This is a genomic window from Tessaracoccus flavus, from assembly GCF_001997295.1.
Taxonomy (GTDB): domain Bacteria; phylum Actinomycetota; class Actinomycetes; order Propionibacteriales; family Propionibacteriaceae; genus Arachnia; species Arachnia flava.
Genome location: NZ_CP019605.1, coordinates 1,102,263 through 1,128,290, shown reverse-complemented (window position 1 = coordinate 1,128,290; position 26,028 = coordinate 1,102,263). Strand labels below are relative to the sequence as shown.

The 26,028-nt window shown below is 66.8% G+C and carries 24 protein-coding genes; 5 read left to right on the top strand and 19 right to left on the bottom strand.

Going from position 1 to position 26,028, the window contains the following annotated elements:
• Positions 1–25 precede the first annotated feature (25 nt).
• The 6 genes from dnaG to RPIT_RS05035 form a co-directional block, all read right to left on the bottom strand.
• Positions 26–1,858 carry a DNA primase gene (dnaG, locus tag RPIT_RS05060; protein WP_077341254.1) on the bottom strand — a complete coding sequence of 611 codons (1,833 nt, stop codon included), beginning with the start codon at positions 1,856–1,858 and terminating at the stop codon, positions 26–28.
• A gap of 46 nt (positions 1,859–1,904) precedes the next feature.
• Positions 1,905–2,969 carry an HD domain-containing protein gene (locus tag RPIT_RS05055; RefSeq protein ID WP_093664728.1) on the bottom strand — a complete coding sequence of 355 codons (1,065 nt, stop codon included), beginning with the start codon at positions 2,967–2,969 and terminating at the stop codon, positions 1,905–1,907.
• Positions 2,970–3,029: 60 nt separating this feature from the next.
• Positions 3,030–4,316, bottom strand: coding sequence for a citrate synthase (locus tag RPIT_RS05050; RefSeq protein ID WP_077341250.1), 1,287 nt, complete (start codon positions 4,314–4,316; stop codon positions 3,030–3,032).
• Positions 4,317–4,396: 80 nt separating this feature from the next.
• The gene (locus RPIT_RS05045) at positions 4,397–4,621 is read right to left on the bottom strand and encodes a hypothetical protein (protein ID WP_077341248.1); all 225 of its coding nucleotides are present in this window, start codon (positions 4,619–4,621) and stop codon (positions 4,397–4,399) included.
• 3 nt (positions 4,622–4,624) lie between these two features.
• On the bottom strand, positions 4,625–5,776 hold the full coding sequence (dusB, locus tag RPIT_RS05040) for a tRNA dihydrouridine synthase DusB (RefSeq protein WP_077341246.1): 1,152 nt from the start codon (positions 5,774–5,776) through the stop codon (positions 4,625–4,627).
• Positions 5,777–5,835: 59 nt separating this feature from the next.
• Positions 5,836–6,135: an antibiotic biosynthesis monooxygenase gene (locus tag RPIT_RS05035; protein WP_077341244.1), complete on the bottom strand. Its 300-nt coding sequence runs from the start codon at positions 6,133–6,135 to the stop codon at positions 5,836–5,838.
• A gap of 60 nt (positions 6,136–6,195) precedes the next feature.
• Between RPIT_RS05035 and RPIT_RS05030 the strand changes: the two genes are divergently transcribed.
• The 4 genes from RPIT_RS05030 to RPIT_RS05015 are packed head-to-tail and all read left to right on the top strand — an operon-like array spanning position 6,196 to position 9,271.
• Positions 6,196–7,161 (top strand): metal ABC transporter substrate-binding protein, encoded by a 966-nt coding sequence (locus RPIT_RS05030; RefSeq protein ID WP_226996342.1) that lies wholly within the window; start codon positions 6,196–6,198, stop codon positions 7,159–7,161.
• Complete coding sequence (locus RPIT_RS05025; protein WP_077341240.1) at positions 7,148–7,900, top strand: metal ABC transporter ATP-binding protein; 753 nt, start codon at positions 7,148–7,150, stop codon at positions 7,898–7,900. Before RPIT_RS05030 ends, RPIT_RS05025 begins: the two co-directional genes overlap by 14 nt.
• Positions 7,897–8,883, top strand: a complete 987-nt coding sequence (locus tag RPIT_RS05020) for a metal ABC transporter permease (protein WP_335755110.1) — start codon at positions 7,897–7,899, stop codon at positions 8,881–8,883. Before RPIT_RS05025 ends, RPIT_RS05020 begins: the two co-directional genes overlap by 4 nt.
• Positions 8,870–9,271 carry a Fur family transcriptional regulator gene (locus tag RPIT_RS05015; protein WP_077341238.1) on the top strand — a complete coding sequence of 134 codons (402 nt, stop codon included), beginning with the start codon at positions 8,870–8,872 and terminating at the stop codon, positions 9,269–9,271. Before RPIT_RS05020 ends, RPIT_RS05015 begins: the two co-directional genes overlap by 14 nt.
• Positions 9,272–9,525: 254 nt before the next feature.
• On the opposite strand, the gene recO is transcribed toward RPIT_RS05015, so the two are convergent.
• Complete coding sequence (gene recO, locus RPIT_RS05010) at positions 9,526–10,248, bottom strand: DNA repair protein RecO (RefSeq protein ID WP_077341236.1); 723 nt, start codon at positions 10,246–10,248, stop codon at positions 9,526–9,528.
• A gap of 127 nt (positions 10,249–10,375) precedes the next feature.
• Between recO and RPIT_RS05005 the strand changes: the two genes are divergently transcribed.
• Positions 10,376–11,044 (top strand): isoprenyl transferase, encoded by a 669-nt coding sequence (locus tag RPIT_RS05005; RefSeq protein WP_237267862.1) that lies wholly within the window; start codon positions 10,376–10,378, stop codon positions 11,042–11,044.
• A 10-nt stretch (positions 11,045–11,054) separates the two neighbouring features.
• Here RPIT_RS05005 and RPIT_RS05000 read toward each other — a convergent pair whose 3' ends face one another.
• The 12 genes from RPIT_RS05000 to RPIT_RS04945 form a co-directional block, all read right to left on the bottom strand.
• Complete coding sequence (locus RPIT_RS05000) at positions 11,055–12,014, bottom strand: acyl-CoA thioesterase (RefSeq protein WP_077341231.1); 960 nt, start codon at positions 12,012–12,014, stop codon at positions 11,055–11,057.
• A gap of 359 nt (positions 12,015–12,373) precedes the next feature.
• On the bottom strand, positions 12,374–14,923 hold the full coding sequence (locus RPIT_RS04995; protein ID WP_077341229.1) for a DEAD/DEAH box helicase: 2,550 nt from the start codon (positions 14,921–14,923) through the stop codon (positions 12,374–12,376).
• Positions 14,924–15,142: 219 nt separating this feature from the next.
• Positions 15,143–16,894: a 2-isopropylmalate synthase gene (gene leuA, locus RPIT_RS04990; RefSeq protein ID WP_077341227.1), complete on the bottom strand. Its 1,752-nt coding sequence runs from the start codon at positions 16,892–16,894 to the stop codon at positions 15,143–15,145.
• Positions 16,895–17,089: 195 nt separating this feature from the next.
• Positions 17,090–17,956: a carbohydrate ABC transporter permease gene (locus tag RPIT_RS04985; RefSeq protein WP_077341225.1), complete on the bottom strand. Its 867-nt coding sequence runs from the start codon at positions 17,954–17,956 to the stop codon at positions 17,090–17,092.
• 3 nt (positions 17,957–17,959) lie between these two features.
• Positions 17,960–18,838, bottom strand: coding sequence for a carbohydrate ABC transporter permease (locus RPIT_RS04980; protein ID WP_077341223.1), 879 nt, complete (start codon positions 18,836–18,838; stop codon positions 17,960–17,962).
• A 168-nt stretch (positions 18,839–19,006) separates the two neighbouring features.
• Complete coding sequence (locus RPIT_RS04975; protein WP_162274499.1) at positions 19,007–20,311, bottom strand: ABC transporter substrate-binding protein; 1,305 nt, start codon at positions 20,309–20,311, stop codon at positions 19,007–19,009.
• Between the two features lie 231 nt (positions 20,312–20,542).
• Positions 20,543–21,466 carry a GTPase Era gene (gene era / locus RPIT_RS04970; RefSeq protein ID WP_077341219.1) on the bottom strand — a complete coding sequence of 308 codons (924 nt, stop codon included), beginning with the start codon at positions 21,464–21,466 and terminating at the stop codon, positions 20,543–20,545.
• Positions 21,459–22,775 (bottom strand): hemolysin family protein, encoded by a 1,317-nt coding sequence (locus RPIT_RS04965; RefSeq protein WP_077341217.1) that lies wholly within the window; start codon positions 22,773–22,775, stop codon positions 21,459–21,461. Before RPIT_RS04965 ends, era begins: the two co-directional genes overlap by 8 nt.
• Before the next feature lie 44 nt (positions 22,776–22,819).
• Positions 22,820–24,058 (bottom strand): APC family permease, encoded by a 1,239-nt coding sequence (locus tag RPIT_RS04960; RefSeq protein ID WP_077341216.1) that lies wholly within the window; start codon positions 24,056–24,058, stop codon positions 22,820–22,822.
• 1 nt (position 24,059) lies between these two features.
• Positions 24,060–24,521, bottom strand: a complete 462-nt coding sequence (gene ybeY, locus RPIT_RS04955; protein ID WP_077341214.1) for an rRNA maturation RNase YbeY — start codon at positions 24,519–24,521, stop codon at positions 24,060–24,062.
• Positions 24,518–25,459 carry a PhoH family protein gene (locus RPIT_RS04950; RefSeq protein ID WP_093664726.1) on the bottom strand — a complete coding sequence of 314 codons (942 nt, stop codon included), beginning with the start codon at positions 25,457–25,459 and terminating at the stop codon, positions 24,518–24,520. The genes ybeY and RPIT_RS04950 overlap by 4 nt, the downstream gene beginning before the upstream one ends.
• Before the next feature lie 127 nt (positions 25,460–25,586).
• A complete protein-coding gene (locus RPIT_RS04945) occupies positions 25,587–26,018 on the bottom strand; it encodes a DUF5709 domain-containing protein (protein ID WP_077341212.1) in 432 nt (143 codons plus the stop codon).
• Positions 26,019–26,028 lie beyond the last annotated feature (10 nt).

Sequence of the window (26,028 nt, the reverse complement as noted above, 5' to 3'; positions counted from 1 at the left end):
TGTCACGGGCCCTCACCCTGGTATCTCAGCCTAGTCCTACGGACTGTAGTTTCTTGCGTTTCATCTCCAACTCGGTGAGTTGGGCGAAGAGTGCCCGATGTCCGGACGCGTCCTTGACGGGGTCCGTCCGCTGGAGCCGCGACCGCACATCCGCGATCTCCCGCGTGACCTGCACCAGCCGTAGCCGCGACGTGTGGGCCAGCGAGTACGCTTCGTCGGGCTCGCGGAGTACCGGCTCCACGAGTAGGGACACCAGCAGTTGCTGGACGAGCTCGCCTCCGGCGGACGCGCGGAGCCGATCGGTCCACCCGTCGGCGAACTCGACGTCCCGGACAAGGCGGAACACCTCGACGTAGCCGGGATGCGTGAAATCCGACTCGCGAACCCCGTTCCACGCCGTGTCGAAGGTCACTGGGTGCTGGAGCATGAGTTTCAGAGTGTCGCGCTCCAGCCTGAGGGACGGGTCGCTCGGGCTGGGCCAGGCGGGGTCAGGGGCGGGTCGCTCCTGCGGCGGCTCGTCATCCCGCGAGTGGGTGACGGTCCGCTGGCGCGAGCGCGACGCCTCCCGGCGGACCTCGTCGAGGTCCATTCCCAGGACCCCCGACAGCTCGCGTAAGTACTGGTTCACCAGGGACTGGTCCCGGATGGCGCTGAGCAGCTCGGCACCCTCGCGTGCTGCGGCCAGCCGGCCGTCGGCCCGGTCGAGGTCGTAGCTCTTCGCGATGTTGGACATCACGAAGCGGTAGAGCGGCACGCGGCGCGCGACCAGTTCCCTGACCGCTGCGTCGCCCTGCTGCATCCTGAGGTCGCAGGGGTCGAGCCCGCTGGGCTCGATGGCGACGTAGGTCTGCGCGATGAAGTTCTGATCGCCCTTGAAGACCTTGAGCGCGGCGGCCTGTCCGGCCTTGTCGCCGTCGAAAGTGAAGATCACCTCACCATGGAGGCCGTCTGAGGTACCCATCAGGCGCTGCAGCAGACGGGCATGGTCCTCGCCGAAGGCCGTGCCGCACGAGGCGACGGCTGTCTCCACCCCCGACAGATGCGCGGCCATCACGTCGGTGTAGCCCTCGACGATGACCGCCTGGGACTTTCGCCCGATCTCGCGGCGGGCGAGGTCGAGGCCGTACAGGACGTGGGACTTCTTGTAGACCGGAGACTCGGGGGTGTTGATGTACTTCGCGGGGAGCCGGTCATCGTCATAGATGCGCCTGGCACCGAAGCCGAGCACCGACTGGGCCGAGTCACGGATGGGCCACAGCACCCGTCCGGTGAAGAAGTCGCGCCCGTGCTGCCGCACCAGACCTGCGGCCTGCAGGACGTCGTCGGTGAAGCCCTTGTCGCGCAAGGTCTGGCGCAGTGCACCACCGTGCCGAGGGGCGTACCCGACACCGAAGTGCAACGCGTTGGCGCGGTCGAAATCACGGCCGTGCAGGAAACGCCTGGCCTCGACGCCCTCGGGCGATTCGAGTTGGGCCGCGTAGAACTCCTGTGCGGCCTCGTTCGCTTCGAGGATCCGCTTGCGCATCCCCGGCGCTTGCCCGGGCGCGCCGTCGTCCTCGACCCGCAACACGATGCCCGCCTTGTCGGCAAGGACCGCCACCGCCTCTGTGAAGCTCAGGTTCTGTTGCCGCTGGAGGAACGTGATGACGTCTCCACCCTCGCCGCAGCCGAAGCAGTAGTAGAAACCGCGCGAGGGAGTGACGGTGAAGCTGGGGGTCTTCTCGTCGTGGAACGGGCAGAGCCCCTTGAGGGAGCCGCCCCCGGCGTTGCGGAGAGCCACGTAGCCCCCGACCACATCGTCGATCCGGTTGCGCTCGCGGACCGCGGCGATGTCCTCGTCGTTGATCCGCCCTGCCACGCGCCCACCATACCCGGCCCCGGACGGCGCCCGTCGGCGGAGTTGCTCAGGCGCAGCGGCCGATTCCCCGCGGCAACTTCCTCGGATCCCAGCCCAGAAGGTGCTGGGCGCGCTCGAATGCAAAGCGGTCAGTCATCCCCCCGACGTACGTCACGGCCCCCCGCACCAGGTCGTCGTGCCGGTACTCCGCAGGCATGGCTGACGGCGCCTCGAGGTAGTAGTTGACCAGGTCGCGAAGCACCCTGACGACGGTGACCGACTGCGCCACCGATTCAGGGCGGGTGTAGATGCGCTCGTAGTTGAAGCGGCGCAACTCCCCGAGCGCCTCGGCGGTGGTCTGGTCCATCCCGACGGTCCCGGTCCTGGCCGTGGTCGAGATGACGGCGTTGATGAACGTGGCCAGCTGCTGCCGACGCGTGGTGCCGGCGACGCCACGGACCACGGCAGGCAGATCGTCGAGCGAGACGATGCCGGCGTAGACAGCATCCTCGAGGTCGTGCGCGCAGTAGGCGATGCGGTCGGCCCACGAGACGATTTCACCCTCGAGCGTCGCGGGCGCGGGCCGGGACCACGAGTGGTTGCGGATGCCGTCGAGAGTCTGGCGGGTCAGGTTGAGGTCGGCCAGGACGACGTCAGCACCCCACGGTCCGTGGTCGTATCCCCCCTCGATGAACTCGTCGAAGGCGTCCTCGGAGGCGTGCCCACCCGGCCCGTGACCGCAGTCGTGCCCGAGCGCGATGGCGTCGACCAGCGTGACGTTGGCGCCGACGCCGCGGGCGATCGCAACGGCCGCCTGCGCCACCTCGATCGCGTGCGTCAGGCGCGTGCGCTGGTGGTCGGTCGGGTAGACGACCACCTGCGTCTTGCCTGCGAGCCTGCGGAAGGCCGCAGAGTGCACGATCCTGTCGCGGTCGCGTTCGAAGCAGGTGCGCATCGGGTCCGGCGCCTCGGAGATCAGACGGTCGCCAGCGCCCACGGCCAGTGACGCCCCCTCCACCAGCGAGGCACGCTCCAGCGCCTCCCGCTCCTCGCGGCGCCGCGGCTCACGCGGCGACGTCCGCGCGGTCGTCGTCGCGTGCGCGGTGACGAGGCCCTCGCCATGCCCGTGCATGGTCGCGGCCCACTGCTGGGTTCGAGGTAGCGGCGTATCCATCGGCACCAACGCTACTCGCTACCGCTCCGACCTCGGCTGCCACTCGGAGAGCTGGGCGCCGGTGTAGACCTGGCGCGGGCGGTAGATGCGCTGCGCCGGATTCTCGGAGACCTCCCGGAAGTGCGCGATCCATCCCGGCGTGCGCCCGATGGCGAACATCACGGTGAACATATCGACCGGGATGCCGATCGCGCGCAGGATGATGCCGGAGTAGAAGTCGACGTTCGGGTAGAGGCGCCGCGACGCGAAGTAGTCGTCGGCGAGCGCCGCCTGCTCCACCTCCCGCGCGATGTCCAGCAGCGGGTCGGTGATGTGCATGGCGTCGAGGAGCTTGTCGGCAGCGTCCTTGAGGATCCGCGCCCGCGGATCGAAGTTCCGGTAGACGCGGTGCCCGAAGCCCATGAGTTTGACGCCGGACTTCTTGTCCTTGACCCGGTTGATGTAGTCCTGCGGCTTGATGCCGGTGGTCCGGATCTCGTCGAGCATCTCGATCACGCCCATGTTGGCCCCGCCGTGGAGCGGTCCCCAGAGCGCGTTGACACCGGCAGACACCGAGGCGAACATGTTGGCCCCCGAGGAGGCCACCATCCGAACGGTCGACGTCGAGCAGTTCTGCTCGTGGTCCGCGTGCAGGACGAGAAACATGTTGAGCGCGTGGGCCACCTCGGGGGTGGCCTCGTAGTCGCGGTACGGCACGGAGAACATCATGTGCAGGAAGTTCTCGGCGTAGTTGAGGTCGTAACGGGGGTAGGCGATCGGCTGACCGATGTGCGACTTGTAGGACGCCGCCGCGATCGTGCGCGTCTTCGCCATGAGGCCGGCCGCGGCCTGCTTGAAGTGCTGCCGGTCGGTGGCCTCCTCGTCGCGCACCTCGTGCGTCTGGATGGCGTTGACCATGGCCGAGAGGATCGCCATCGGATGGGCGGTCACAGGGAAGCCGTCGAAGTGCTTACGCATGTCGCGGTGGAGGGCAGCGTTCTCGGTCAACAGGGTCCGGAACTCCGAGCGCTGCGCCTCGTTGGGGAGCCGACCGAAGATGAGCAGCTGCGCGGTCTCGACGAAGCTGGACCGCTCGGCCAGGTCCTCGATCGGGATGCCGCGGTAGCGCAGAATGCCCGCCTCGCCGTCGATGAACGTGATGGCGGATTGGCACGATCCGGTGTTGGCGTAACCGTCGTCGAGGGTGATGAGGCCGGTGGTGGAGCGGAGTTTCGAGATGTCGAGCGCACGCTCACCCTCGGTTCCGGTGACGACGGGCAGGTCGTAGCTGACTCCGTCGATGGTCACGGTGGCGGTATCGCCCATGGCGTCCTCCTGGGTGCGGGCCGACCGGTTCGGCGCTTGCCTCAGAATATTGGGGGCGGTCCGGGACGCTGCGTGGGGGTCTACTTGCGGGTCTGGGCGCGTCCGAGGAAGAGCATCATCACCGCCATGACTGCGACGCCGAAGGCGCTGCTGCCGAGCCTCTCCCATTCGGCCGCGCCGTCGCCGCCCTGCATGACGAAATAGGCGGCTACGAAGAGGAACAGGCAGGCCAGGATCGCGACGATGCGGGCGATCTTCGCCCAGATCGGCAACGGTTTCCGGGGAGCGGGTGCCTGTTCAGTCATGTCTCATCCTCCACTCACGCCGATCTCGGCCTCGGAGAGATCGAGGTCGCTGCCGGACGTGTCGTCGTACCAACCGTAGGGCAGAACCACCTTGCCGCGTGGCGAACCCTGTCGGCCCCGTGGGGTGCCCAGCTCGCCCACAGGGAACTCGGCATCCGCGTCCAGCTGCTCGACGAGGGCCAGGAGCTCGGCCATCGACGACACCATCGCGAAGTGGCGGCGCAACTCCCCCACCGGATAGCCCTTGAAGTACCAGGCCATGTGCTTGCGCAGGTCGGTCAGCCCGTGCCGCTCGCCCATGATGCCGCTCAACAATTCGGCGTGGCGAACGATCATGGCTCCCACCTCTCCGAGGGTGGGGCGGTGACGCAGCGGCTCGCCGTGCATCGCGGCGGCAAGGTCTCCGAAGAGCCAGGGCCGGCCGAGGCAGCCGCGGCCGATGACGACCCCGGCGCATCCGGTCTCGTCCATCATCCGCAGCGCATCCTCGGCTTCCCAGATGTCGCCGTTGCCCAGCACAGGGATGTCGACTTCCTCCACGAGCTCCGCGATCCGGGACCAGTCGGCCTCGCCTGAGTACGCCTGCTGCACGGTGCGGCCGTGGAGCGCGATCGCGGCCGCGCCCTCCTCCTGCGCGATCCGCCCGGCATCGAGGAACGTCACGTGGGCGTCGTCGATCCCGATGCGCGTCTTGATGGTGACAGGCACCCCGAACTCGTCGGCGGCCCGGACTGTTTCCCTGACGATCGCGCGCAGCCGGTCACGCTTGTAGGGCAGCACTCCCCCGCCGCCCTTGCGGGTCACCTTCGGCACGGGGCAGCCGAAGTTGAGATCGATGTGGTCCACCTGATGTTCGGTGATGAGGATGCGGGCGGCGTCGGCCATGACGTCGGCGTCGACGCCGTACAGCTGGACCGACCTGGTCGCTTCACCAGGATCAAAGGCGAGCATCGCTCTGGTCTTGGGATCTCCGACGACGAGTCCGCGCGAGGTGATCATCTCGCAGACGTAGAGGCCGGCCCCCTGTTCGCGGCAGAGCTGACGGTAGGCCGCGTTGGTGACGCCTGCCATGGGGGCCAGGACCACCGGAAGTTCGACGACGACGGCGTCGCGACGGCTCGGCGCGTGCAGCCGCAGCGGCTCAATCGTCGGCATCTCTCTCCCTGGGTTCGGCGACCGCCCAGTCTAACCTGCCGAAGTCACGACCCCTGCTTTCAGCCGCCTCGGGGGAGGTTGACGCCCACTTCGTCGGGGGGCAGAAAGGCGCTCGGCTCATCGACGGCGCGCGACAGGAGCGGAGTGAGCACCATCTTCGCCTCGTAGCCGTTGAACGATCGACGGTAGTCGCCCACGCTCTCCCAACGTCCGACCAGGGCCCAGAGGCGCGGGTCGTCGAGGTTCTGCACCACGTCGATGCCGAGGCAGCCGGGCCGCCCCGACCACCAGCTGACGACTTCGCGCGCTTCGACGGCGAAGCTGGGGTCCTGGTTTGCGAAGCGGTTGATGACGAGCATGACGCCAGGCTATCGGTTCGGAGTTGAATTCCCGCCTCCCACTAGTTGATAATGGTTCTCATGACCAGTCTCATCCGCCTGACCGCCGTCGCCGCGGCAACTGTCCTCGCATTGACGGCCTGCGGCCAGGGCGAGCCCAGCCCGGCAACCGACAGCCCGAGCACGCCCGGCACCAGCGTGATCGCCGCGTTCTATCCGCTTGCCTGGGCGGCCGAGCAGGTCCTGGGCGGTGACTCCGCGGTGACCACACTCACCTCGCCGGGTGCCGAGGCGCACGACCTGGAGCTCAGCCCCCAGCAGATCGCGTCCCTCCCAGACGCCGACCTCATCATCTACCTCGAGGGTTTCCAGCCGGCAGTTGACGCCGCCATCGAGCAGTCGGGCGCCACCAATCTGCTCGAGGTGGGCGACGTCGTCGACCTCCTTCCTCTGCCCGAGGAGGGACACAGCCACGACGATGAGGACGGCCATTCAGCCGAAGCGGAGGATGACGCCCACGACGAGGACGAGGGCCACGCCGAGCATGGTTCGGACGACCCACACTTCTGGCAGGACCCCATGCGGATGGCCCTTCTCATCGATGCCCTCGCCGAGCGGCTCCCCGTAGACGAAGCGACGGTTGAGTCGGCCAAGGAGACCCTGACCGGGTTGGACGAGGCGTACTCCACCCAGCTGGCGAACTGCGAGCGGCGCGAGTTCATCACCACGCACGCGGCTTTCCAGTACCTCGCTGACCGGTACGACCTGGTCGAGATCGGAATCTCGGGCGTCAACCCTGACGCCGAGCCGTCACCCGCGCGGATCGCCGAGGTGCACGATGAGGCGGAGCGCCACGGCATCACCACGATCTTCTTCGAGACGCTCACCTCGGACGCGGTCGCCTCGTCGATCGCGGGCGACCTCGGCCTCAAGACCGCAGTCCTCGACCCCCTCGAAGGGGTTACCGACAAGTCCCCGGGGACGGACTATCCCAGCATCATGACCGCCAACCTCGAAAGCCTGGTCGCCGCCAATGAATGCAACTGATCCACTACGGGCAGACGGGCTCTACGTCTCCCTCGGCGGCCTGCCGATCCTCCGCGACGTCAGCCTCAGGGTCGGTGCGGGCGAAGCAGTCGCACTGCTGGGAGGCAACGGGTCAGGCAAGACCACCCTGATCAGGACGCTCCTCGGGCTGGTGCCGCACCAGGAGGGGACGGTTGAGCTGTTCGGCGAGGCCGTGCCTGGCTTCACCGACTGGTCGCGCGTCGGATACGTGCCGCAGCACTCGGCCGTCGCCGTCGCGAACGCGACCGTCCGGGAGGTGGCGGCGTCCGGTCGCCTCGCCCACCGCCGTCCGTTCCAGTGGCTGACCCGCGCCGACAGGATGGCTCTCGACGATGCCCTCGCGCACGTCGGGCTGGCCGACCGCAAGGGGTGGCCGTTCGGCGCGCTGTCGGGTGGCCAGAAACAGCGGGTGTTGATCGCCCGCGCACTGGCCTCGCAGCCGGACCTGCTCGTCATGGACGAGCCGATGGCTGGTGTTGACCTCCACAGCCAGGCGGGGCTGGCCCGACTGCTTACGAGCTTCGCCCGCGACGGCCTGGCGTTGTTGGTGGTGCTCCACGAGCAGGGGCCGCTGGCGGGAATGCTGGATCGCACCATCACGCTCTGCGACGGGCGGGTGGTTGACCCGGAGCATCCCACCGCCCATGACTGCGCCCCCGCGACTCCCTGGGAGTCCCCAGTGGGTCTGAGCGATCCGTTTGCGGGGGCGATCCGATGATCGACATCCTCGCTCTTCCATTCATGCAGCGGGCCCTGCTGGCAGCCCTCATCAGCGGTCTCATCGCGCCGGCGATCGGCACGTTCATCGTCCAGCGTCGCATGTCACTGCTGGGAGACGGCCTGGGGCACGTGGCCATCGCCGGAGTCGGCCTGGCGCTGATGACCGGGTGGGCCCCGCTCCCCCTGGCTCTGGTGACGAGCGTGGTGGGGGCGGTCACCGTCGAACTTCTGCGCCAGCGGGGTAAAGCGTCCGGCGACCTCGGGCTGGCGATCCTGTTCTACGGCGGACTCGCGTCCGGGGTGCTCATGGCCGGCGTCGCGGGCCAGGGCGCCGCAGGGCTGTCATCCTTCCTGTTCGGCTCGCTGACATCGGTGAGCCCCACCGACGTGCTGGTCATCTCGGTGCTGGCGGTCATCATCCTCGGTCTCACCATCGGCCTCGCTCCGAGGCTCTTCGCAGTGTCCGTCGATGAGGACTACTCGCGGGTGCTGGGGATCAAGGTCAACCTGCTCAACCTCATGGTCGTGGTGCTCGCCGCAGTGACGGTCACCATCTCCATGCGCACCGTCGGCCTGCTGCTGATCAGTGCCCTGATGGTCATCCCGGTCGCGACGGCGCAGCAGTCGTTCGTCGGCTTCACGTCGTCGTTCTTCGGGGCGATGGGCATCGGCGCGGTCGCTGCCGTCGGCGGCACCGTCGGATCGTTCTACCTCGACACCGCAACCGGTGCCACCATCGTGGTGACCGCCATCGCCCTGCTGGCGCTGTCGTGGGTGTTCGGGAAGTGGCTGCGCCGGACGGAGCGGTTCATCCCCTACGTGGAGGACCACGGGGGCTACCCGCACCGACCCGCAGAGAGTCACGACGACGAGTTCGCCCACTCGGCGGGGGTCAAGGTGATCCAGCACGGCGACCATTTGGACTACGTCCACGATGGTCACAGGCACGCTCGGCATGGGGACCACTATGACGAGCACTAAGCCACCCACGCGCCACACCTGGCAACGCGCCGCGATCCGAGACCTCCTCGAGAACGCCCACGAGTTCCGAACCGCCCAGCAGATCCACGATCAGCTACGCGAGCTGGGTGCGAAAGTGGGTCTCGCCACCGTCTACCGCGCTCTGCAGGCGATGGCGGACGCGGACGAGGTTGACGTCCTGCGCACCCCCGAGGGGGAGGCCGCCTACCGGAAGTGTTCCAAGGGGCACCACCACCACCTGGTCTGCCGCGCGTGCGGATACTCGATCGAGATCGCCGCCCGGGAGATCGAGGAGTGGGCAGCGGGGGTAGCCGCGAAGAACGGCTTCACCGACGTGGGACACGAGCTAGAGGTCTTCGGAGTGTGTCAGTCCTGCTCGGACTCCTGAGCACCGACGAGCGTCCGTCGAATCGGTCCCTGAGCAGTGACGAGCGCAAGAGCTAAGGAACGTCCGTCGAAGGGTAACGACCCCACCACCTACCGCCGCCCCCGACCACAGGGCGGCGACCACACCCACGGCCGCAACCCTTCGACAAGCTCAGGGACCACGGAACGACAAGCTCAGGGACCACGGAACGACAAGCTCAGGGACCACGGAACGACAAGCTCAGGGACCACGGAACGACAAGCTCAGGGAGCACTTCAGTGCTCGAAGTAGGGCAGCGACCGCAGCGCTCTGTCCAGATGCCAGGTCGCGTAAGCGATGACCATCCCATCGACCCTCTGCTGAGTCAGCAAATCAGCCGCCGTCGCTGCCTCCCAGTCCCCCGCGACGAGGGCCCCGAGATGGGTGGACGCCTCAGCTTCGAGCGCGCCGGAGCCCGACGTCCGGCACGCGGTGCAGACCGCCCCTCCTCCCTGGGGAGAGAACCAGCGGACGTCAGAGTCCCCGCACCCGGCGCAGTTGAGGGTTGCCACCGCATAGCCGGCGATCGCGAGGGCGCGCAGGAGGTAGGAATCGACGATGAGCGGCGCGGGCATCCCCGAGGTCTCCAGCGCCCGCAAAGCGCCGAGCAGGAGCCGGTACTGCTGGACGGCGGGGCTCCACTCCTCTGCCACCAGCCGGTCGGCGGTTTCCACGAGCACCTCGGCCGCCGTGAACCGCGAGTAGTCCGCAGCCAGTTTGCTGACGTGCACGCTCTCGACCTGCGTGATCACCTCGAGGGATCCCCTGCCCTCGGCGAACTGGATGTCGACGTGCTGGAAGGGCTCAAGGCGCCCACCGAATTTGCTCGACGTCCGGCGCACCCCCTTGGCGACCGCGCGCACCTTGCCGTGGGTGCGCGTCAGCAACGTGATGATGCGGTCCGCCTCGCCGAGCTGGTGGGTCCGCAACACCACGGCCTGGTCGCGGTAGGTGGGCACGGGTCCGAGTGTAGGCCGGTACGCTTCGAGGGTGCCTGAGCCTCGCCGTCGACCCACCCCGCATCCCAGCGGCGCCTCCGCGCCCGACCTGCCCAGGGCGTCGGTGCCACGGCACGTCGCGATCGTCATGGACGGCAACGGACGCTGGGCCAAGCAGCGAGGTCTCAAGCGGACCGAGGGGCACGCGCGCGGCGAGGCGTCCCTGCTGGACGTCGTGCACGGCGCCATCGAGCTCGGGATTCCGTACCTGTCTGCCTACGCCTTCTCGACGGAGAACTGGAAGCGTTCCCCCGACGAGGTGCGGTGGCTCATGGGCTTCAACCGTGACGTTATCCATCGGCGCAGGGACGAACTGAACGATCTGGGGGTCCGGATCCGCTGGGCCGGCCGTCGGCCCCGGTTGTGGGGTTCGGTGATTCGCGAGCTCGAGGTCGCCGAGGAGATGAGCAAGGACAACGACACGCTCACCCTGCAGTTCTGCGTCAACTACGGCGGCCGCGCCGAGATCGTCGACGCCGCCCGCGAGATCGCCCGGCTGGCCAGGGATGGGAAGCTCGATCCCGACCGCTTGACGGAGGATCGGTTCGCCCGGTTCCTTGACGAGCCTGGCATCCCGGACGTTGACCTGTTCCTCCGCTCCTCCGGTGAGCAGCGAATCTCCAACTTCCTGCTGTGGCAGTCCGCCTACGCCGAGTTCATCTTCCTCGATCGGCTGTGGCCGGACTTCGACCGGCGCGACCTCTGGGCAGCAGTGACCGACTACGCCACCCGGGAGCGACGCTTCGGCTCAGCCTGACCAGAGTCAGTCAGACGTCTGCAGGCAGTTCCTTCGGCAGTGGACGCAGCAGTCGATCCCGGATGGCGATCATCTGCCGGGCATGGTCCTGAAGGGCGACATCGAGCGGCAGCCGTGGCTCCCAGTCCGGCACCGGGCGCTTACGGCCCTTGTCGTCGATGCCGCAGAAGACCATGGTGCAGTGGGTGGTCTCGCGCAGCTGACGGGTGCGCGGGTCGCCTGACCGCACCGTCACGTTGATGTGCATGCTCGTGGTGCCGGTGAGCAGCAGACGCGCTTCGACCTCGACGAGATCGCCGATGAACATGGGTCGGTAGAACCGCACGCCGCCAGCGAACACCAGCGCAGCGGGGCCGCCGCCCCATCGTTCTGCGACAATCTGGGCGGCGTTATCGATCCATGCCATGACGTAGCCGCCGTGCACCTTGCCTCCCCAGTTGACGTCGGTGGGATCAGCCAGGAACCGAAGCGTCTCTCGGCACGCCTCGCTCTCGCCCTCGAACGTCTGCTCCGCCATGGCTTCTTCGATCGCCCGGCGGGCGCCGTTCAGCTCGACAGCGCGGTCGTGCTGTTCCCTCTCCCAGTCGTCCCTGGGCTCGAACGACGGCACTGCGACGGGTTTGCCGTCCTCCATCGCCACGAACTGGAGAATGCACTGGGTATTGAGGGTGCTCTCGTCGGATCTCGGGTCACCGCTGGAGACGGTGCAGACGATCTGCATCGAGGTGCGGCCGGTGTAGACGATGCGGGCTTGGACCACGACGAGGTCGGTCGAGCGCACGGGGTGGATGAAGTGGATGTTGCCCACGTAGCCCGTCACGGCATAGGTGCCCGCCCAGCCCACGGCTGCCGCGTAGCCCGCCTTGTCGATCCATTCCAGCACCTTGCCGCCATCGACGAATCCGCGCACGTTGGCGTCCATCGGCTCGGCCAGAAATCTGAGGGTTACTCCACGCTGCGTTCCGGGCATCTCTTCTCCTACCGCTCGGCGTCAGCCTAGTCTCCCCGACGGGCCGGTGCCGCACAGCACATGGGGTAGGAGGCGGCTGCACGGCGCTAGGCCGCTGCCCTTCCAGGCTCGTGGCCTACCGTCTACAGAGGCCTGACCCTCTGGATTTGCGCTCGACGCGGGCTCTGAGCGTGGCGCCAGGCTCAGAGCCTGCGTCGAGCGCAAATCCAGAGGGTCCAGGGCCCAGGCGGCGACAAGCGTCGCGGCCGTAACCCTTCGACAAGCTCAGGGACCACGGAACGACAAGCTCAGGGACCACGGAACGACAAGCTCAGGGACCACGGAACGACAAGCTCAGGGATCAGTCGAGACCTCAAGGGTCAGTCGAGGCGTTGGAAGGCGAGTGCGCGGACCACGGCGGCCCCGGCTGCGTCGCTGGCGGCCAGATCCGCCTCGGCGCGGATCATCCAGTCGTGGTTGCCCTCGGGATCATGAATGACCTGCAGGATAGTCCAGCGGTCTCGGCCCTTCTCGATCCGGAAAAGCCCCGGGCCTCGCGCATCGCCGTCGGTGAGCAGGACGTCGTGCTCATCCCAGTACTCGCCCAGCGCCTCGTCCCAGGCATCGGCGTCCATGACGACCGGCAGCGCAGGCTCAGCGAGGCCGGCCGTGGACTCCTCGAGGGCCGCAAGTGCGTCCACGTCATCGCGGGCTGCCAGTTCCACCCGGCGGAACATGGCGGTGCGGAGCATAGCTGTGAAGGCGCGCTCGTTCCCCGTGACCGGCCGCGGCGGTGGTGGCGGCGCGCCGGCGGCGGCCGCGGCCACGGCGGCGGCAACCTTGTCGGGATCGGTGAGCGCCTCCCACTCGTCGAGGAGGGAGGAGTCGGTCTGCCTGACCGTCTCCCCCAGCCACTCGATGAGGTCGCCCAACTGCTCCGTCCGGAACTCGTCCGGCACCGTCTGGCGCAGTGCGCGGTAGGCATCCGAGAGGTACCTCAGAACAGTGCCCTCGCTACGCTGCAGCTTGTAGACGCTGATGAGCTGGGTGAAGCTCATCGCCCGCTCCCACATGTCTCGCACCACGGACTTGGGCGACAGCATGGCCGCGTCCACCCACGGATGCGACTGCGCATACAGACCGAGGGCGTGGGTGAGGAGCTCGTCGAGAGGCTTCGGCCAGGTCACCTCCTCCAGCAGCGTCATGCGTTCGTCGTACTCGACCCCGTCCGCCTTCATCTGCGCGACCGCCTCGCCGCGGGCGACGAACTGCTGGGCCAGGAGGACCTGGAACGGGTCCTCGAGGACCGCCTCGATGACGGACACGACGTCCAGGTGGTAGGTCGGTGAGTCGCGGTCCAGCAGGTCGAGCGACGCCACGGCGAAGGGCGCCAACGGCTGGTTGAGCGCGAAGTTGTCGGCGACGGTGTCGGCCAGGGCGTAGCGGCGGCCGTCCGGGTCCGGACGGTCGAGCTTCACCAGCACGCCGGAGCGCAGCAGCCCTCTGGTCAGGGCTAGTGCGCGGCGCGTCAGGGCACGCTTGCGATCCCTGGTCTCGTGGCTGCTCCAGATGAGCTCGCGCATCGCCTCCACACCGTCGCCCGGCCGCTGTGCGATGTGAAGGATCGTGGCGTGGGTCACCTGCATGCGCGAAATGAGCGACTCAGGCTCCGCGACGATGATCTTGTCGTAGGTGTCCTCGGTCCATCCGACGAAACCCTCAGGCGGCTTGCGGCGCACCACCTTGCGGCGCGCCTTGGGATCGTCGCCGGCCTTGGCGAGCGCCTTCTCGTTCTCGATGACGTGCTCGGGCGCCTGCACGACGACGAATCCCACAGTGTCGTACCCCGCGCGCCCCGCACGTCCGGCGATCTGGTGGAACTCCCTGGAACGCAACCTCCGGGTCCGGTTCCCGTCGTACTTGGACAAGCCGGTGAACAAGACCGTGCGGATCGGGACGTTGATCCCGACACCCAGGGTGTCGGTGCCGCAGATCACCTTGAGCAGACCGGTCTGCGCCAACTGCTCGACGAGCCGTCGGTACTTCGGCAGCATGCCCGCGTGGTGCACACCGATCCCCCGCCGGACGAGACCGGAAAGAATCTTGCCGAAGCCCGGCCCGAATCTGAACGCGCCGATCTCCTCGGCGATACGGTCGGCATCGGAGCGGTCGATCAGCTTGAGTGAGAGCAGGCCCTGTGCCCGCTCGAGCGCCTCCGCCTGCGTGAAGTGCACGATGTAGACGGGTGCCTTCTGCTCGTGCATCAACTCCATGACGCGGTCCTGCAGGGGCGTCATGGACCACTCGAAGATGAGCGGCACCGGGCGTTCGGCGTCGTCGATGAGGCTGGTGGGTCGCCCGGTACGACGTGTGAGGTCGTCGGCAAGGGCTGAGACGTCGCCGAGGGTCGCGCTCATGAGCAGGAACTGCGCCTGCGGCAGTTCGAGCAGCGGGACCTGCCAGGCCCAGCCCCGGTCCGGCTCCGAGTAGAAGTGGAACTCATCGGCGATGACGAGACCGACGTCGGCGTCCCGGCCCTCGCGCAAGGCGATATTGGCCAGCACCTCAGCAGTGCAGCAGATGATGGGTGCGTCACCGTTCACGGAGGCGTCGCCGGTGATCATGCCGACGTTGTCGGCGCCGAATACCGCGCACAGGGCGAAGAACTTCTCGCTCACCAGCGCCTTGATGGGGGCGGTGTAGAAACTGACCCGGTCGGTCTGCAGCCCGGCGAAGTGCGCGGCGATGGCCACGAGGGACTTACCTGAGCCGGTTGGTGTCGACAGGATCAGGTTGTTACCGGAGAACAACTCGATGGCCGACTCGTCCTGATGCGGGTACAGCGAGATCCCCTCCGCCTCTGCCCAGGCGGAGAAGTGTTCGTAGAGAGAGTCGGCGTCACCGGCGACGCGGTCGGTGAGCTTGGGCATGCCTGCCACCGTACCGGATGAGCGCGGGTCGCTCTTCGACCCAGGGTGCGGCAACGAGCTCACGCAGCGCTGAGTCGCGCAGGGCAACGGTCCGGGGGTGGTCGACGCCGCCATCAGGGGCGGCGACCACGGTCCCGGCCGTTACCCTTCGACAAGCTCAGGGAACAAAAACGACCAGCTCAGGGAACAAAAACGACAAGCTCGGGAGACGACAGCGACTCAGGGAATCGCGGGCTCGAACGCGCGGTTGAGCGCACTGAGGATCGCCTTCATTGAGGCGCTGGTGATGGACGGGTCGACCCCGACCCCCCACAGCACCTGGGCGTCGTCGCCGTCGCCCACCTCGCACTCGACGTAGGCCGCCGCGGACGCGTCGCCGCCGGAATCCAGGGCGTGCTCGGAGTAGTCGAGGACCCGCACGTGCGCCCCGGCCTGCACGAGGGCGTCGACGAACGCTGAGACGGGGCCGTTGCCCTCGCCCTCGATCTCGGCACCGTGCCGGGTGGGGCCGTCGACCGTCGCCCTGACGTGGAACTGGCCGTTGCTCGACGTCGATCCAGCCGAGGTGAGCCGCCAGGGTCCGCCTGTCAGGTACTCGCGCTGGAAGATGTCGTAGATCTCCTTCGGCGTCACCTCGCCGCCGGCCGTGTCGGTGTGCTGCTGGACGACGCGGCTGAACTCGATCTGCAGGCGGCGCGGCAGATCCATCTTGAACTCGTTCTTCATCAGGTAGGCCATGCCGCCCTTGCCCGACTGCGAGTTGACGCGGATGACCGCCTCATAGGTGCGGCCGACGTCGTGGGGATCGATGGGGAGATACGGGGCCTCCCAGTCGATCTCCTGCACGGTCTTGCCCTGCCGTGCCGCCTCGTCCTCCAGGTGCTCCAGGCCCTTCTTGATGGCGTCCTGGTGGGAGCCGGAGAAGGCCGTGTACACCAGTTCGCCTGCGTAGGGGTGGCGGGGATGGACGGGCAGGCCGGTGCAGTACTCGACGGTGCGGCGCACGTGGTCGATGTCGGACAGATCCACCTGCGGGTCGACGCCCTGGGTGTACAGGTTCAGGGCCAGCGTGACCAGGTCAACATTGCCCGTGCGCTCCCCGTGGCCGAAGAGGCATCCCTCGACGCGGTCGGCGCCAGCCATCTGGCCCAGTTCGGAGGCCGCCACGGCGGTGCCCCGGTCGTTGTGGGGGTGCAGCGACACGGCCACATGCTCCCGGTTCTTGACGTGCCGGATGAAGTACTCGATCTGATCCGCGTACGTGTTGGGGGTCGATCGCTCGACGGTGGCAGGCAGGTTGAAGATGATCTCGCGACCGGAGCTGGGCTGCCACACGTCGCCCACGGCGTTGCACACCTCGATGGCGAAGTCGGTAGGTGTCTGGGTGAAGATCTCAGGCGAGTACTGGTAGCCGAACTCGACGTCGCGCAGGTACTTGTCGGCGTACTTGAGCACCAGCTCGGTGCCGTTGACCGCCAGGTCGACGCACTCGGCCTCGGAGATCCGGAAGACCACCTTCCGGAAAAGTTCCGCCGTCGCGTTGTACATGTGGATAGTCGCCCGATGGGCGCCGACCAGCGACTCGGCCGTCCGGCTGATCAAGTCCTCACGGGCCTGCGTGAGCACGGAGATCGTCACGTCGTCGGGCACTTTGTCGCCCTCGATCAACTGACGGACGAAATCGAAGTCCGTCTGCGACGCGGACGGGAAACCGACCTCGATCTCCTTGTAGCCGAGCGAGACCAACAGCTCGAACATGCGCATCTTGCGCGACGGCGTCATCGGATCGATGAGGGCCTGGTTGCCGTCGCGGAGATCAGTGGACAGCCATCGCGGCGCCTTCTCGATGCGCTTGGTCGGCCACGTCCGGTCCGGAACGTCGACTGGAACAAAAGGCGTGTAGCGGTGCACCGGCATAGGCGTGGGCTGCTGCACGGGGGTGGGCTGCGGGCGGGTGTTGAATCGAGTCATTTCAGAATCTCCAGGGCTGGGGTGTGGCGCCGGACACGACATTGCACCGCAGCGAGGAGTTCCGGCTCAGAGATTCTGGGCCTCGCTGCGGCAGCCAAGGAGCAGGTTGGGTCGTGCCACGTCGGCGACTTTAGCACCGCCACGGCGGGAACGGGAGACTGTTTCACGCCCATTCCCGCCGTGTCGATCTTGGGCCTACTTGACCGACCCGGCGGTCAGGCCGCCGATGAGGCGCTTCTCGATCAGGGCGAACAGAACGATGACCGGCACGATCGCGATGAGCGCCACCGTGAAGAGGTACTGCCAGTCTTGGATGTAAAGGCTCAGATAGCGCGGCATCGCGACGGTCAGAGGTTGCAGATCGGGATTCGAAACCAGCATCAGGGCGGCTGCGTACTCGTTCCAGGAGTTGACGAAGACGAAGACGATGGCCGTGACGATACCCGGCCACACCAGTGGCAGGGAGATCCGGAACATCGTCTGGAGCCGGCCGAGGCCGTCGATGAGGGCGGCCTCGTCGACCTCCTTCGGGACGGAGGCGAAGAACGCCTGCATGATCCAGATCGCGAAGGACAGGTTGAACGCTCCGTTGATGAGGATCAGTGCCCCCCAGATGCTGTAGCCACTCCAGTCTCGAAACTGCTGGAACAGGCCAACCGCCAGCACGGTCGGCTGGAGCATCTGGGTGCACAGCACGAGGAAGAGGAACACCAGTCGGCCAGGGAACCGGAATCGGGCCACATAATAGGCGGCCGGGGTGGCCACGAGCAGCACCAGCAGGGTGGCTCCGACGGCGATCACGGCCGTGGCGAGCAGAGCGCTGGCGGGGCTGACCGACGTCTCCCACACTTCGAGATAGTTCTCCACCCTCGGCTGCTCGGGGAAGTACACCGGTGGGATGTCCGTCACCTCAAGCCGCGTCTTCAGCGACGTGATGAGCATCAGCAGGTACGGGAACGAGAAGAACAGGACGATGACGATCGCGCCGAGCGCGATGAGCCACGGGTTCGGGGGCTTGTTGATGCCGCCGCGAAGTTTGTGTTCAGACTGGACCTTCGCCATGGCTCAGGCCACCTCCTTCGTGGGCCTGACAACCGCCAGGTAAATGGCGATGATCACAAGACAGAACAGGAAGTTGAGTACCGACAGAGCCGACGAGACGCCGGGGCCCAGCCGTACCTGGTACTCGTACATCAACGTCGTCGTGATGTGACCGTCGTGGTACCCGGGCGTCGCCTGGAGCACACGTAGGATGGGCAGTGAGTTGAAGACGTTGATGATGTTGATGAGCGCAGCCACCGCAATCGCAGGCCGCAGCAACGGGAGGACGATGAACCAGTACCGCTGCGCCGAGTGTGCGCCGTCGACGTGCGCCGCCTCGAGGACGTCCACTGGCACCGACTGCAGCCCGGCCAAGACCGTGTAGGTGGTGAACGGCAGGGAGACGTAGATCGCGACGAACACCGAGACCCAGAACGCAGGGATGGGATCCTTCGTCCAAGCCTGCATCGTGTCGAGGATTCCGGTGTCCACCAGCAGACGGTTGAAGAGGCCGACCCGCTCGTCGAGCCCGTAGCGGAACACCGTCGCCGTCATGACGACGGAGCAGGCCCAGGGAAGAATGATGAAGAGCCGGATGAGCTTTCGCCCACGGAACTCCTTGTTCAGGAACTGAGCCAGCGCAAGCGACAGCAGCACCGTGACCACAACCACAACCACGACCCACAGGAGCGTGTTGATGATGATCTGTTGGATCGGTACGCCCGGAAACGTCAACGCACCAGCGGTGCCCGTGTAGTTGTCGAAGCCGATGGGCTCGTCGCCGCGCTGGATTCCTCTGGCGTTGAAGCGGAAGAACGAGGTGTACACCATGAGGCCGGCTGGGAACAACACGACCCCGAAGATCAGGATGAGGGTCGGGACGAGCCAGGGCAGCGCCCGCACGCCTTCTCGAACGCGAGAGGCACCACGCCTCTTCTTGGCAATCTCCACTGTCTTGGGGGGAGCCGCTAACGACACCTTCGTCGTCCCTTCGATGGGTTGTGGTCAATGGGGTGAGCATGGGTGCGGGGTGGCACAGAGGACTGCACCACCCCGCAATTCTGCTCGGGATCAGGCCTGAGCGTCAGCCATTGCCTGGATCTGGGCGAGGAGGGTGGCCGGATCGTCCGTGCTCACCTTGTAGGCCTCGCCCTGAAGCGCGCCCTGGAGCGCGTCCCACTCGGCGTAGCCGACGGGGAGGAACTTGACCAGCGGCAGAGCCTCGAGGAAGCCGGCTTCGATCTCGTCGCCCTCGGAGACACCCTTCTCGATCATCGAGGAGGTGACGGGAAGAAGGCCGGTGCCCTTGTACCAGGCCTCGTACATCTCGTCGGAGTAGAGGAGGTCGAGGAAGGCCTTGGTGGCGGCCTTGCGATCAGCGTCCTCGTTGTTGAACGCGACGATGAAGTCGGTCACACCGAGCGCAACGCCCTCGCCGGACTTGGACGGGATGGGGGCCAGGCCCACATCGATGCCCTTGTCGACAGCGTCGTTGACGATGGCGGAGTGCGCCATCATCATGCCGAGCTGGCCGTTCTGGAACAGCGTGGCGACATCCTGACGGTTGTCCTCGAGACGCGACTGGGTGTAGCCCTCAGCGTGCATCTTCTTCATCTGAGCGAACGCCTCAGCAGCGGCTTCGGTGTCAGCGTTGAGGGTGTCACCGTCGACCCAGTCGCCGCCCGCGCCCCACAGCCACAGGGAGGACTCGACCTGAGCCTCTTCCGAGCCGAGCGGCATGCCGTAGCCGTAACGGTCGTCGCCGAGGGCGACGATCTTGGCGGACGCCTCTTCGAGTTCGGCCCACGTGGTGGGCGGAGCCTCGATACCGGCCTCCTCGAACAGGTCCTTGTTGTAGGCCATCAGGCGAGCGGTCGCGATGTCAGGCGCGGCCCACTGGACCCCGTCGGTGCCGACGCCGTTGGCGAGCAGGGAAGGCTCGATGGCGTCGAGAGTCTCCTGGGAAAGGACCTCGTCGATCGGGTAGAGCAGCCCCTCGGCCGCCGCAGAGGCGAACGCGTTGTCGTTGAGGATGTCGGGCAGGTCGTTGGACTGGATGCGGCCCTGCACGGTCTGCGTGAAGCCCTCCCAACCCGCGATCTGGAGCTCGACGTCAACGTTCGGGTACTCCTCGTTGAACTTGTCGATGATGGTCTGCCAATCGGCCTCAGACGAATCGGAGTACGACGGGGCGAGGATCTTGATCGTGGTCTCGAGCGAGCCCGGATCGACGGCGGCCTCGCTGCCGGCAGCGGTGGTTTCGCCGCCGGCGGTCGTGGGATCAGTGGTCCGATCAGCGGTGTTGTCGCCACCGCATGCAGACAGCGCGAGAGCGCCGACGATGGCGGCTGCGCCGAACTTGAGAACACGCTTCACGTGATCTTCCTTTCGTTGGAGAGACAACCAGGGGTGATTGGCCGTTGCCTTGATACTAGGAATCCGTCATTGGGGTATCAATGCATCGACACAGCCTCGTGACCAAATAGTTACCAACTAGGGCATTCCGCGCAAGAAATGTGCACAGTTTCTGGTCGACAAAGGGCGCGACCTCGCCCTTCACAGCTCAACATTCGATCAACTCTGTTGAGCGGCCGCGCATCAGGCTCGTCAGAAGCCGAGCCGGTTGAGGTATTTCGCGTCGCGTTGCCACTCCTTGAGCACCTTGACGTGGAGGCTGAGGTGAACCCTGGTCCCCAGCAGCCGGTTGATCTGCTCGCGGGCCGTCGCCCCGATCTCCTTCAGGCGGGCGCCGCGGTGCCCGATGATGATCCCCTTCTGAGATTCGCGCTCCACGACGATGGAAGCGAAGATGTCGGTCAGCGGCTTGTCCTCCGGCCGATCCGGTCGAGGGAGGATCTCGTCGATCACCACGGCGATCGAGTGCGGCAGTTCATCGCGCACCCCCTCCAGGGCCGCCTCGCGGATCAGCTCTGCGATGAGCGTCTCCTCGGGTTCGTCGGTGATCTCCCCGTCCGGGTAGTACATGGGGCCTTCGGGGAGCAGGTTGAGGAGTGCATCGCGCACTTCGTCAATCTGAGTCCCGGCGGTGGCCGAGCAGGGGATGACCTCGGCCCACTCGATGCCGAGTTCTTCCGCAACAGCCCCCACGTCGACGAGGTGGCTGAGCTGACGCTCCTTGCTCACGAGGTCGGTCTTGGTGGCCAGCGCGACGAGGGTGGGCTTGTTCGAGAGCTTTGCGATCTCGCTGATGATGAACTTGTCGCCCGGACCGATCCTCTGATCGCACGGCAGGCAGACGCCGACGACGTCGACCTCCGACCACGTCTCGAAGACCAGGTCGTTCAGCCGCTGGCCGAGAAGGGTGCGCGGACGGTGGAGGCCCGGGGTGTCGATGAGGACGAGCTGCCCGTCCTCCCTCGTCACAATGCCCCGCACCGCGTGGCGGGTGGTCTGTGGCTTGCTCGAGGAGATGGCGATCTTCTGCCCGACAAGTACGTTGGTCAGAGTTGATTTGCCGGCGTTGGGTCGGCCTACGAAGCAGGCAAAACCGGACTTGTATCCGTCAGTCATCGGGCGATCCTTCTGTGTGGGACGCGTCGTCGGCCAGCTCCTCAGGGCTGAGGCGGCGGACGATGACGGTGCCGATCTGGTGGCGTCGGCCGACCGCGCGGTCGGCAACGAGTTCCAGGTCCCTGACCACCACGCGGGAGCCGGGGATGGGAACGAGGTTGAGCTGCTTGGCCATGAGTCCGCCCACGGTCTCGACGTCGTCGTCGTCGATGTCGACGTGGAACAGCGAACTCAGGTCGTCGAGCGACAGCCGCGAGCTGACCCGGTAGCGACCGTCGCTGAGCTCCGCAACTGCGGGGGCGTCTTGGTCGTACTCGTCGACGATCTCGCCGACGATCTCCTCCAGGATGTCCTCGATGGTGGCGAGACCCGCCGTACCGCCGAATTCGTCCACGACCACCACAAGGTGGGAATGGCTGAGCTGCATGTCCCGCAGCAACTCGCTGACCGGCTTGGAGTCCGGGCAGAACGTCGCCGGACGCATGAGCTCGGCCACGGTCTCGTACCGCTCAGAATCCGGGAAGTCGTAGATGCGCTTCGAGACGTCCTTCAGGTAGATGACGCCGAGGATGTCGTCGAGGTCCTCCCCGATGACGGGGATCCTGGAGAAGCCCGATCGCAGCGCCAGGGACAGGAGCTGCCGGAGCGTCTTGTCCGCCGTGATGAAGACGACGTCTGGCCGCGGGACCATCACCTCCTTGACGAGCGTGTCCCCGAGTTCGAAGACGGAGTGGATCATCTTCGACTCCCCCGCCTCGATGAGGTCGCTGGCCTGAGCCATATCGACCAGGTCGCGCAACTCAGCTTCAGTGGCGAACGGTCCGTCACGGTACCCGCGCCCGGGGGTGAGGGCGTTGCCCAGGAGGATCATGAGCGACGCCACGGGGCCGAACACGGTGGTCAGCCCCGAGGCGAGGGCACCGAACGTACGCAACGTCTTCTCGGGCTGCTGCTTGCCCAGGGTCCGGGGAGCCACCCCCCACAGCACGAAGGACACGACCAGCATGATGGCGGTGGTCACCAGGGCCCGCTGCCAGTCGACCTGGAACTGGGTGAACATCACGATGCTCACCAGCACGATGGAGGTGATCTCCAGCAGCATTCTGGAGAACATCACCGCGTTAATGGTCGGGGCGGGGTCCTGGGCGATCAGACGGATGCGCTCGGCGCCGGGGACGCCCTGCTCGACGAGGCGTTCGGCGCGCGCTTTGGTGACGCCACCGAGGGCAGCCTCAACGGCTGCAAGGACGGATGCGCCGATCGCGCACAGCAGGGCAAGGCCAAGCTCAATCCATTCGGACTGACTCACGGGGCTTTATTCAACTCACTAGGTAAGGGGCTAAAGCCCAGAGTCTAACGCAGCGCGGCTGGTCTCAGCGCACGCCAGGCGACGCCCAGCCCGAGCACCAGCAGCCCACCCAGCACCGACTGCCAGGGCAGCGTGACCACGAGCACGAAACACAGCGCTGCGCCAAGCACCTGCCAGGCCTTCGGGTAACGCCGATGGGCCGCATCCTGGCTGTGGGCCGCGACGTTGGCCACGAAATAGTAGAGCAGCACCCCGAAGCTCGAGAAGCCGATGGCGCCACGGAGGTCGACCAGCAGAAGGATCACCGTCAGGAGGACCCCGAGGGTCACCTCGATACGATGCGGCACCTTCGTCACGGGATGGGTGTGGTCGAACCAGCCCGGCAGATCGCGCTCGCGCGCCATCGCCAGCCAGGTCCGGCCGATCCCGGAGAGCAGGCCGAGGAGCGCCCCGGCGATGGCAGCCCCAGCCCCCACGGTGAGGATGATCCTCAGGACCGGATTCCCCTCGACGAGGAGCAGGAGTGGCGCCGTCTGGGAAGCCAGGACTTCTGGGCCGAGAAGCGCCAGCAGCGAGACGCCGACGACGGCGTACAGGGCGAGCACGAAGGTCAGCGCCCCGACGATGGCACGGCGGATGGTCTGCGCCGGGTCGCGCACTTCCTCGCCCAGCGTCGCAATGCGTGCGTACCCGGCAAAAGCGAAGAAGAGGAGCCCTGCCGACTGCAGCACGCCGTAGGCGCCCCCGACCGGTTGAGCCCAGGCGAACCGGCCGACCTCTGGACCGGCGAACCAGCCGAACGCCACCGCCAGGACGATGCCCGTCAGGGACAGCGTCACGAGGACTTTGGCTGCCTGAGCGGTGCGGGTGACGCCGAGGCTGTTCACCCCCACCAGCACCCAGACCACAGAGATGGCCACGGGTTTCTGCCAGCCCTCAGGTGCCACGTACGCGGCGAAGGCCAGCGCCATCGCCGCACACGAGGCGGTCTTGCCGATGACGAAGCTCCACCCGGCGAGGTAGCCGGGCCACTCCCCCAGCCGCTCGCGTCCGTAGACATAGGTCCCGCCGGCAGCGGGATACTGGGCGGCGAGTTGCGCGGACGACGTGGCATTTGCCCACGCGACGGTCGAGGCGATGACGAGCCCGAGCAGAAGCCAACTCCCCGCGGACTGGGCGGCGGGCCCCCAGACGGCGAACACGCCCGCCCCGACCATGGAGGCGACCCCGATGGCGACCGCATCCCACAGCCCCAGACTGCGGCTGAGTTCGGAGCGTGCCACGTCAGGTGCGCTCTTGCTTGGCCAACTCCCAAGCGGCGATGATCCGGTCGTTCAGGCCGAACATGACCGCCTTCTCCTCGGGTTCAGCATGGTCGTGGCCGAGCAGGTGGAGCAGGCCGTGGATGAGCAGGTACTCCGCCTCCGCGTCGGGCGCCCGTCCGTTGTCGGCCGCCTGGCGCTCCGTGACCTGTGGGCAGAGCACGATGTCGCCCAACAGGCCCAGCGGCGGCTCTTCGTCGTCGTTGGGCGCCCGCAACTCGTCCATCGGGAAGCTCATGACGTCGGTGGGGCCGGGCAGGTCCATGAACCTCTCGTGGTAATCGGCCATCGTCGCCTCGTCCACCAACAGGATGGACAACTCCGCCTGCGGATGGATCCGCAACTTCTCGAGCGCGAATCGGGCCAGCGCCACCAGCCCCAGCTCGTCGGCTTCGACGCCTGACTCGTTGTTGAGGTCGATCACCGTGCGGCCCTGCGTTCGTGACGCTCGGTGGACAGGCTTTCGAACTGGTCGTAGGCGGCCACGATGCGGCCGACCAACTTGTGCCGGACGACGTCTCGCGACGTCAACGTGCAGAACTCGATGTCGTCGACGCCGTCGAGGATCTGCTGCACCCCGCGCAGGCCGCTCTTGACGCCGCCCGGCAGATCGATCTGCGTGACGTCGCCCGTCACCACGACCTTCGATCCGAAGCCGAGGCGGGTAAGGAACATCTTCATCTGCTCCATCGAGGTGTTCTGCGCCTCGTCGAGGATGATGAACGCGTCGTTGAGCGTCCGGCCGCGCATGTAGGCCAGGGGGGCCACCTCGACGGTGCCGGAGGTCAACAGCTTCGGCACCGAGTCGGCGTCGACCATGTCGTGCAGCGCGTCGTAGAGCGGGCGCAGGTAGGGGTCGATCTTGTCGTTCAACGTGCCGGGCAGGAAGCCGAGCCGCTCGCCCGCCTCGATCGCCGGGCGGGTCAGGATGATTCGGCTCACCTCCTTCGCCTGCAGGGCCTGGACGGCCTTGGCCATCGCGAGGTAGGTCTTCCCGGTGCCGGCGGGACCGATACCGAAGACGACGGTGTGCCGGTCGATGGCGTCGACGTAGCGCTTCTGGTTGAGGGTCTTCGGGCGCACGGTCTTGCCGCGGGCCGACACGATGTTCTGGGTGAGGATCTCCGAGGCGCTCGTGCTGGGGTCGTCGGCCATCTGGATGACCCGCTCCACCGTCTCGCCGGTCAGCCCCTGGCCGGTACGCACGATCGTGATGAGTTCGATGAGCACCTCCGCCGCCTTCGACACTTCCCGCGACGGCCCCGAGACTGTGATCTGGCCGCCCCGCACGTGGAGGTCGGCGTCGAGTTGGTCTTCCAGGATGCGCAGGTAGTCGTCGCGGGGGCCGAGGATATTGACCATGTCGATCGACGACGGGACCGAGACGATGCGGGTCGCGTGCTGCTGATCCAACGTGTTGTTCTTCAGGGCAGGTCCTTGTCAGGTGAACGTGAGTGCGGGGGATGTCCGCCACGGACCAGTGTAGGCGTCAATCCTCGAGGAAGTCGTCGTCCTCATCGTCGGAGATCACGTGCATCGCCGCTTCCTCCGCGCTCGCGGCACCCCCGCCGTAACCGACGTCGATGCCGAGCGTGTGCTGCTCGCCGTCCGCTCCCTGCACGGCCATGAGCCGTCCGGCCCGCACGGCGCCGACCTGGCGTGACTCCTTGCTGGGGTTCCAGTCCTGGGGATCCTCGACCTTCTCCGGGGTCTCCTGCTTCATCCGCATCTCAAGCGTCTCGCCCTGGCGCATCTCCGCAGGGGTGTTCCCGAACCCCTGAGCCGGCGACCATTGATCGGGTGCGATGTAGCCCTCATCCAGGACGTCGTCGACGCCGCGATCGATCAACGAGTCGCCCGGCTGCAACTGGTCCAGCTGCTCGGACTCGTCGGGGAGTGTCTCGCCAGTGATGTCGTCCATAACCAAATCT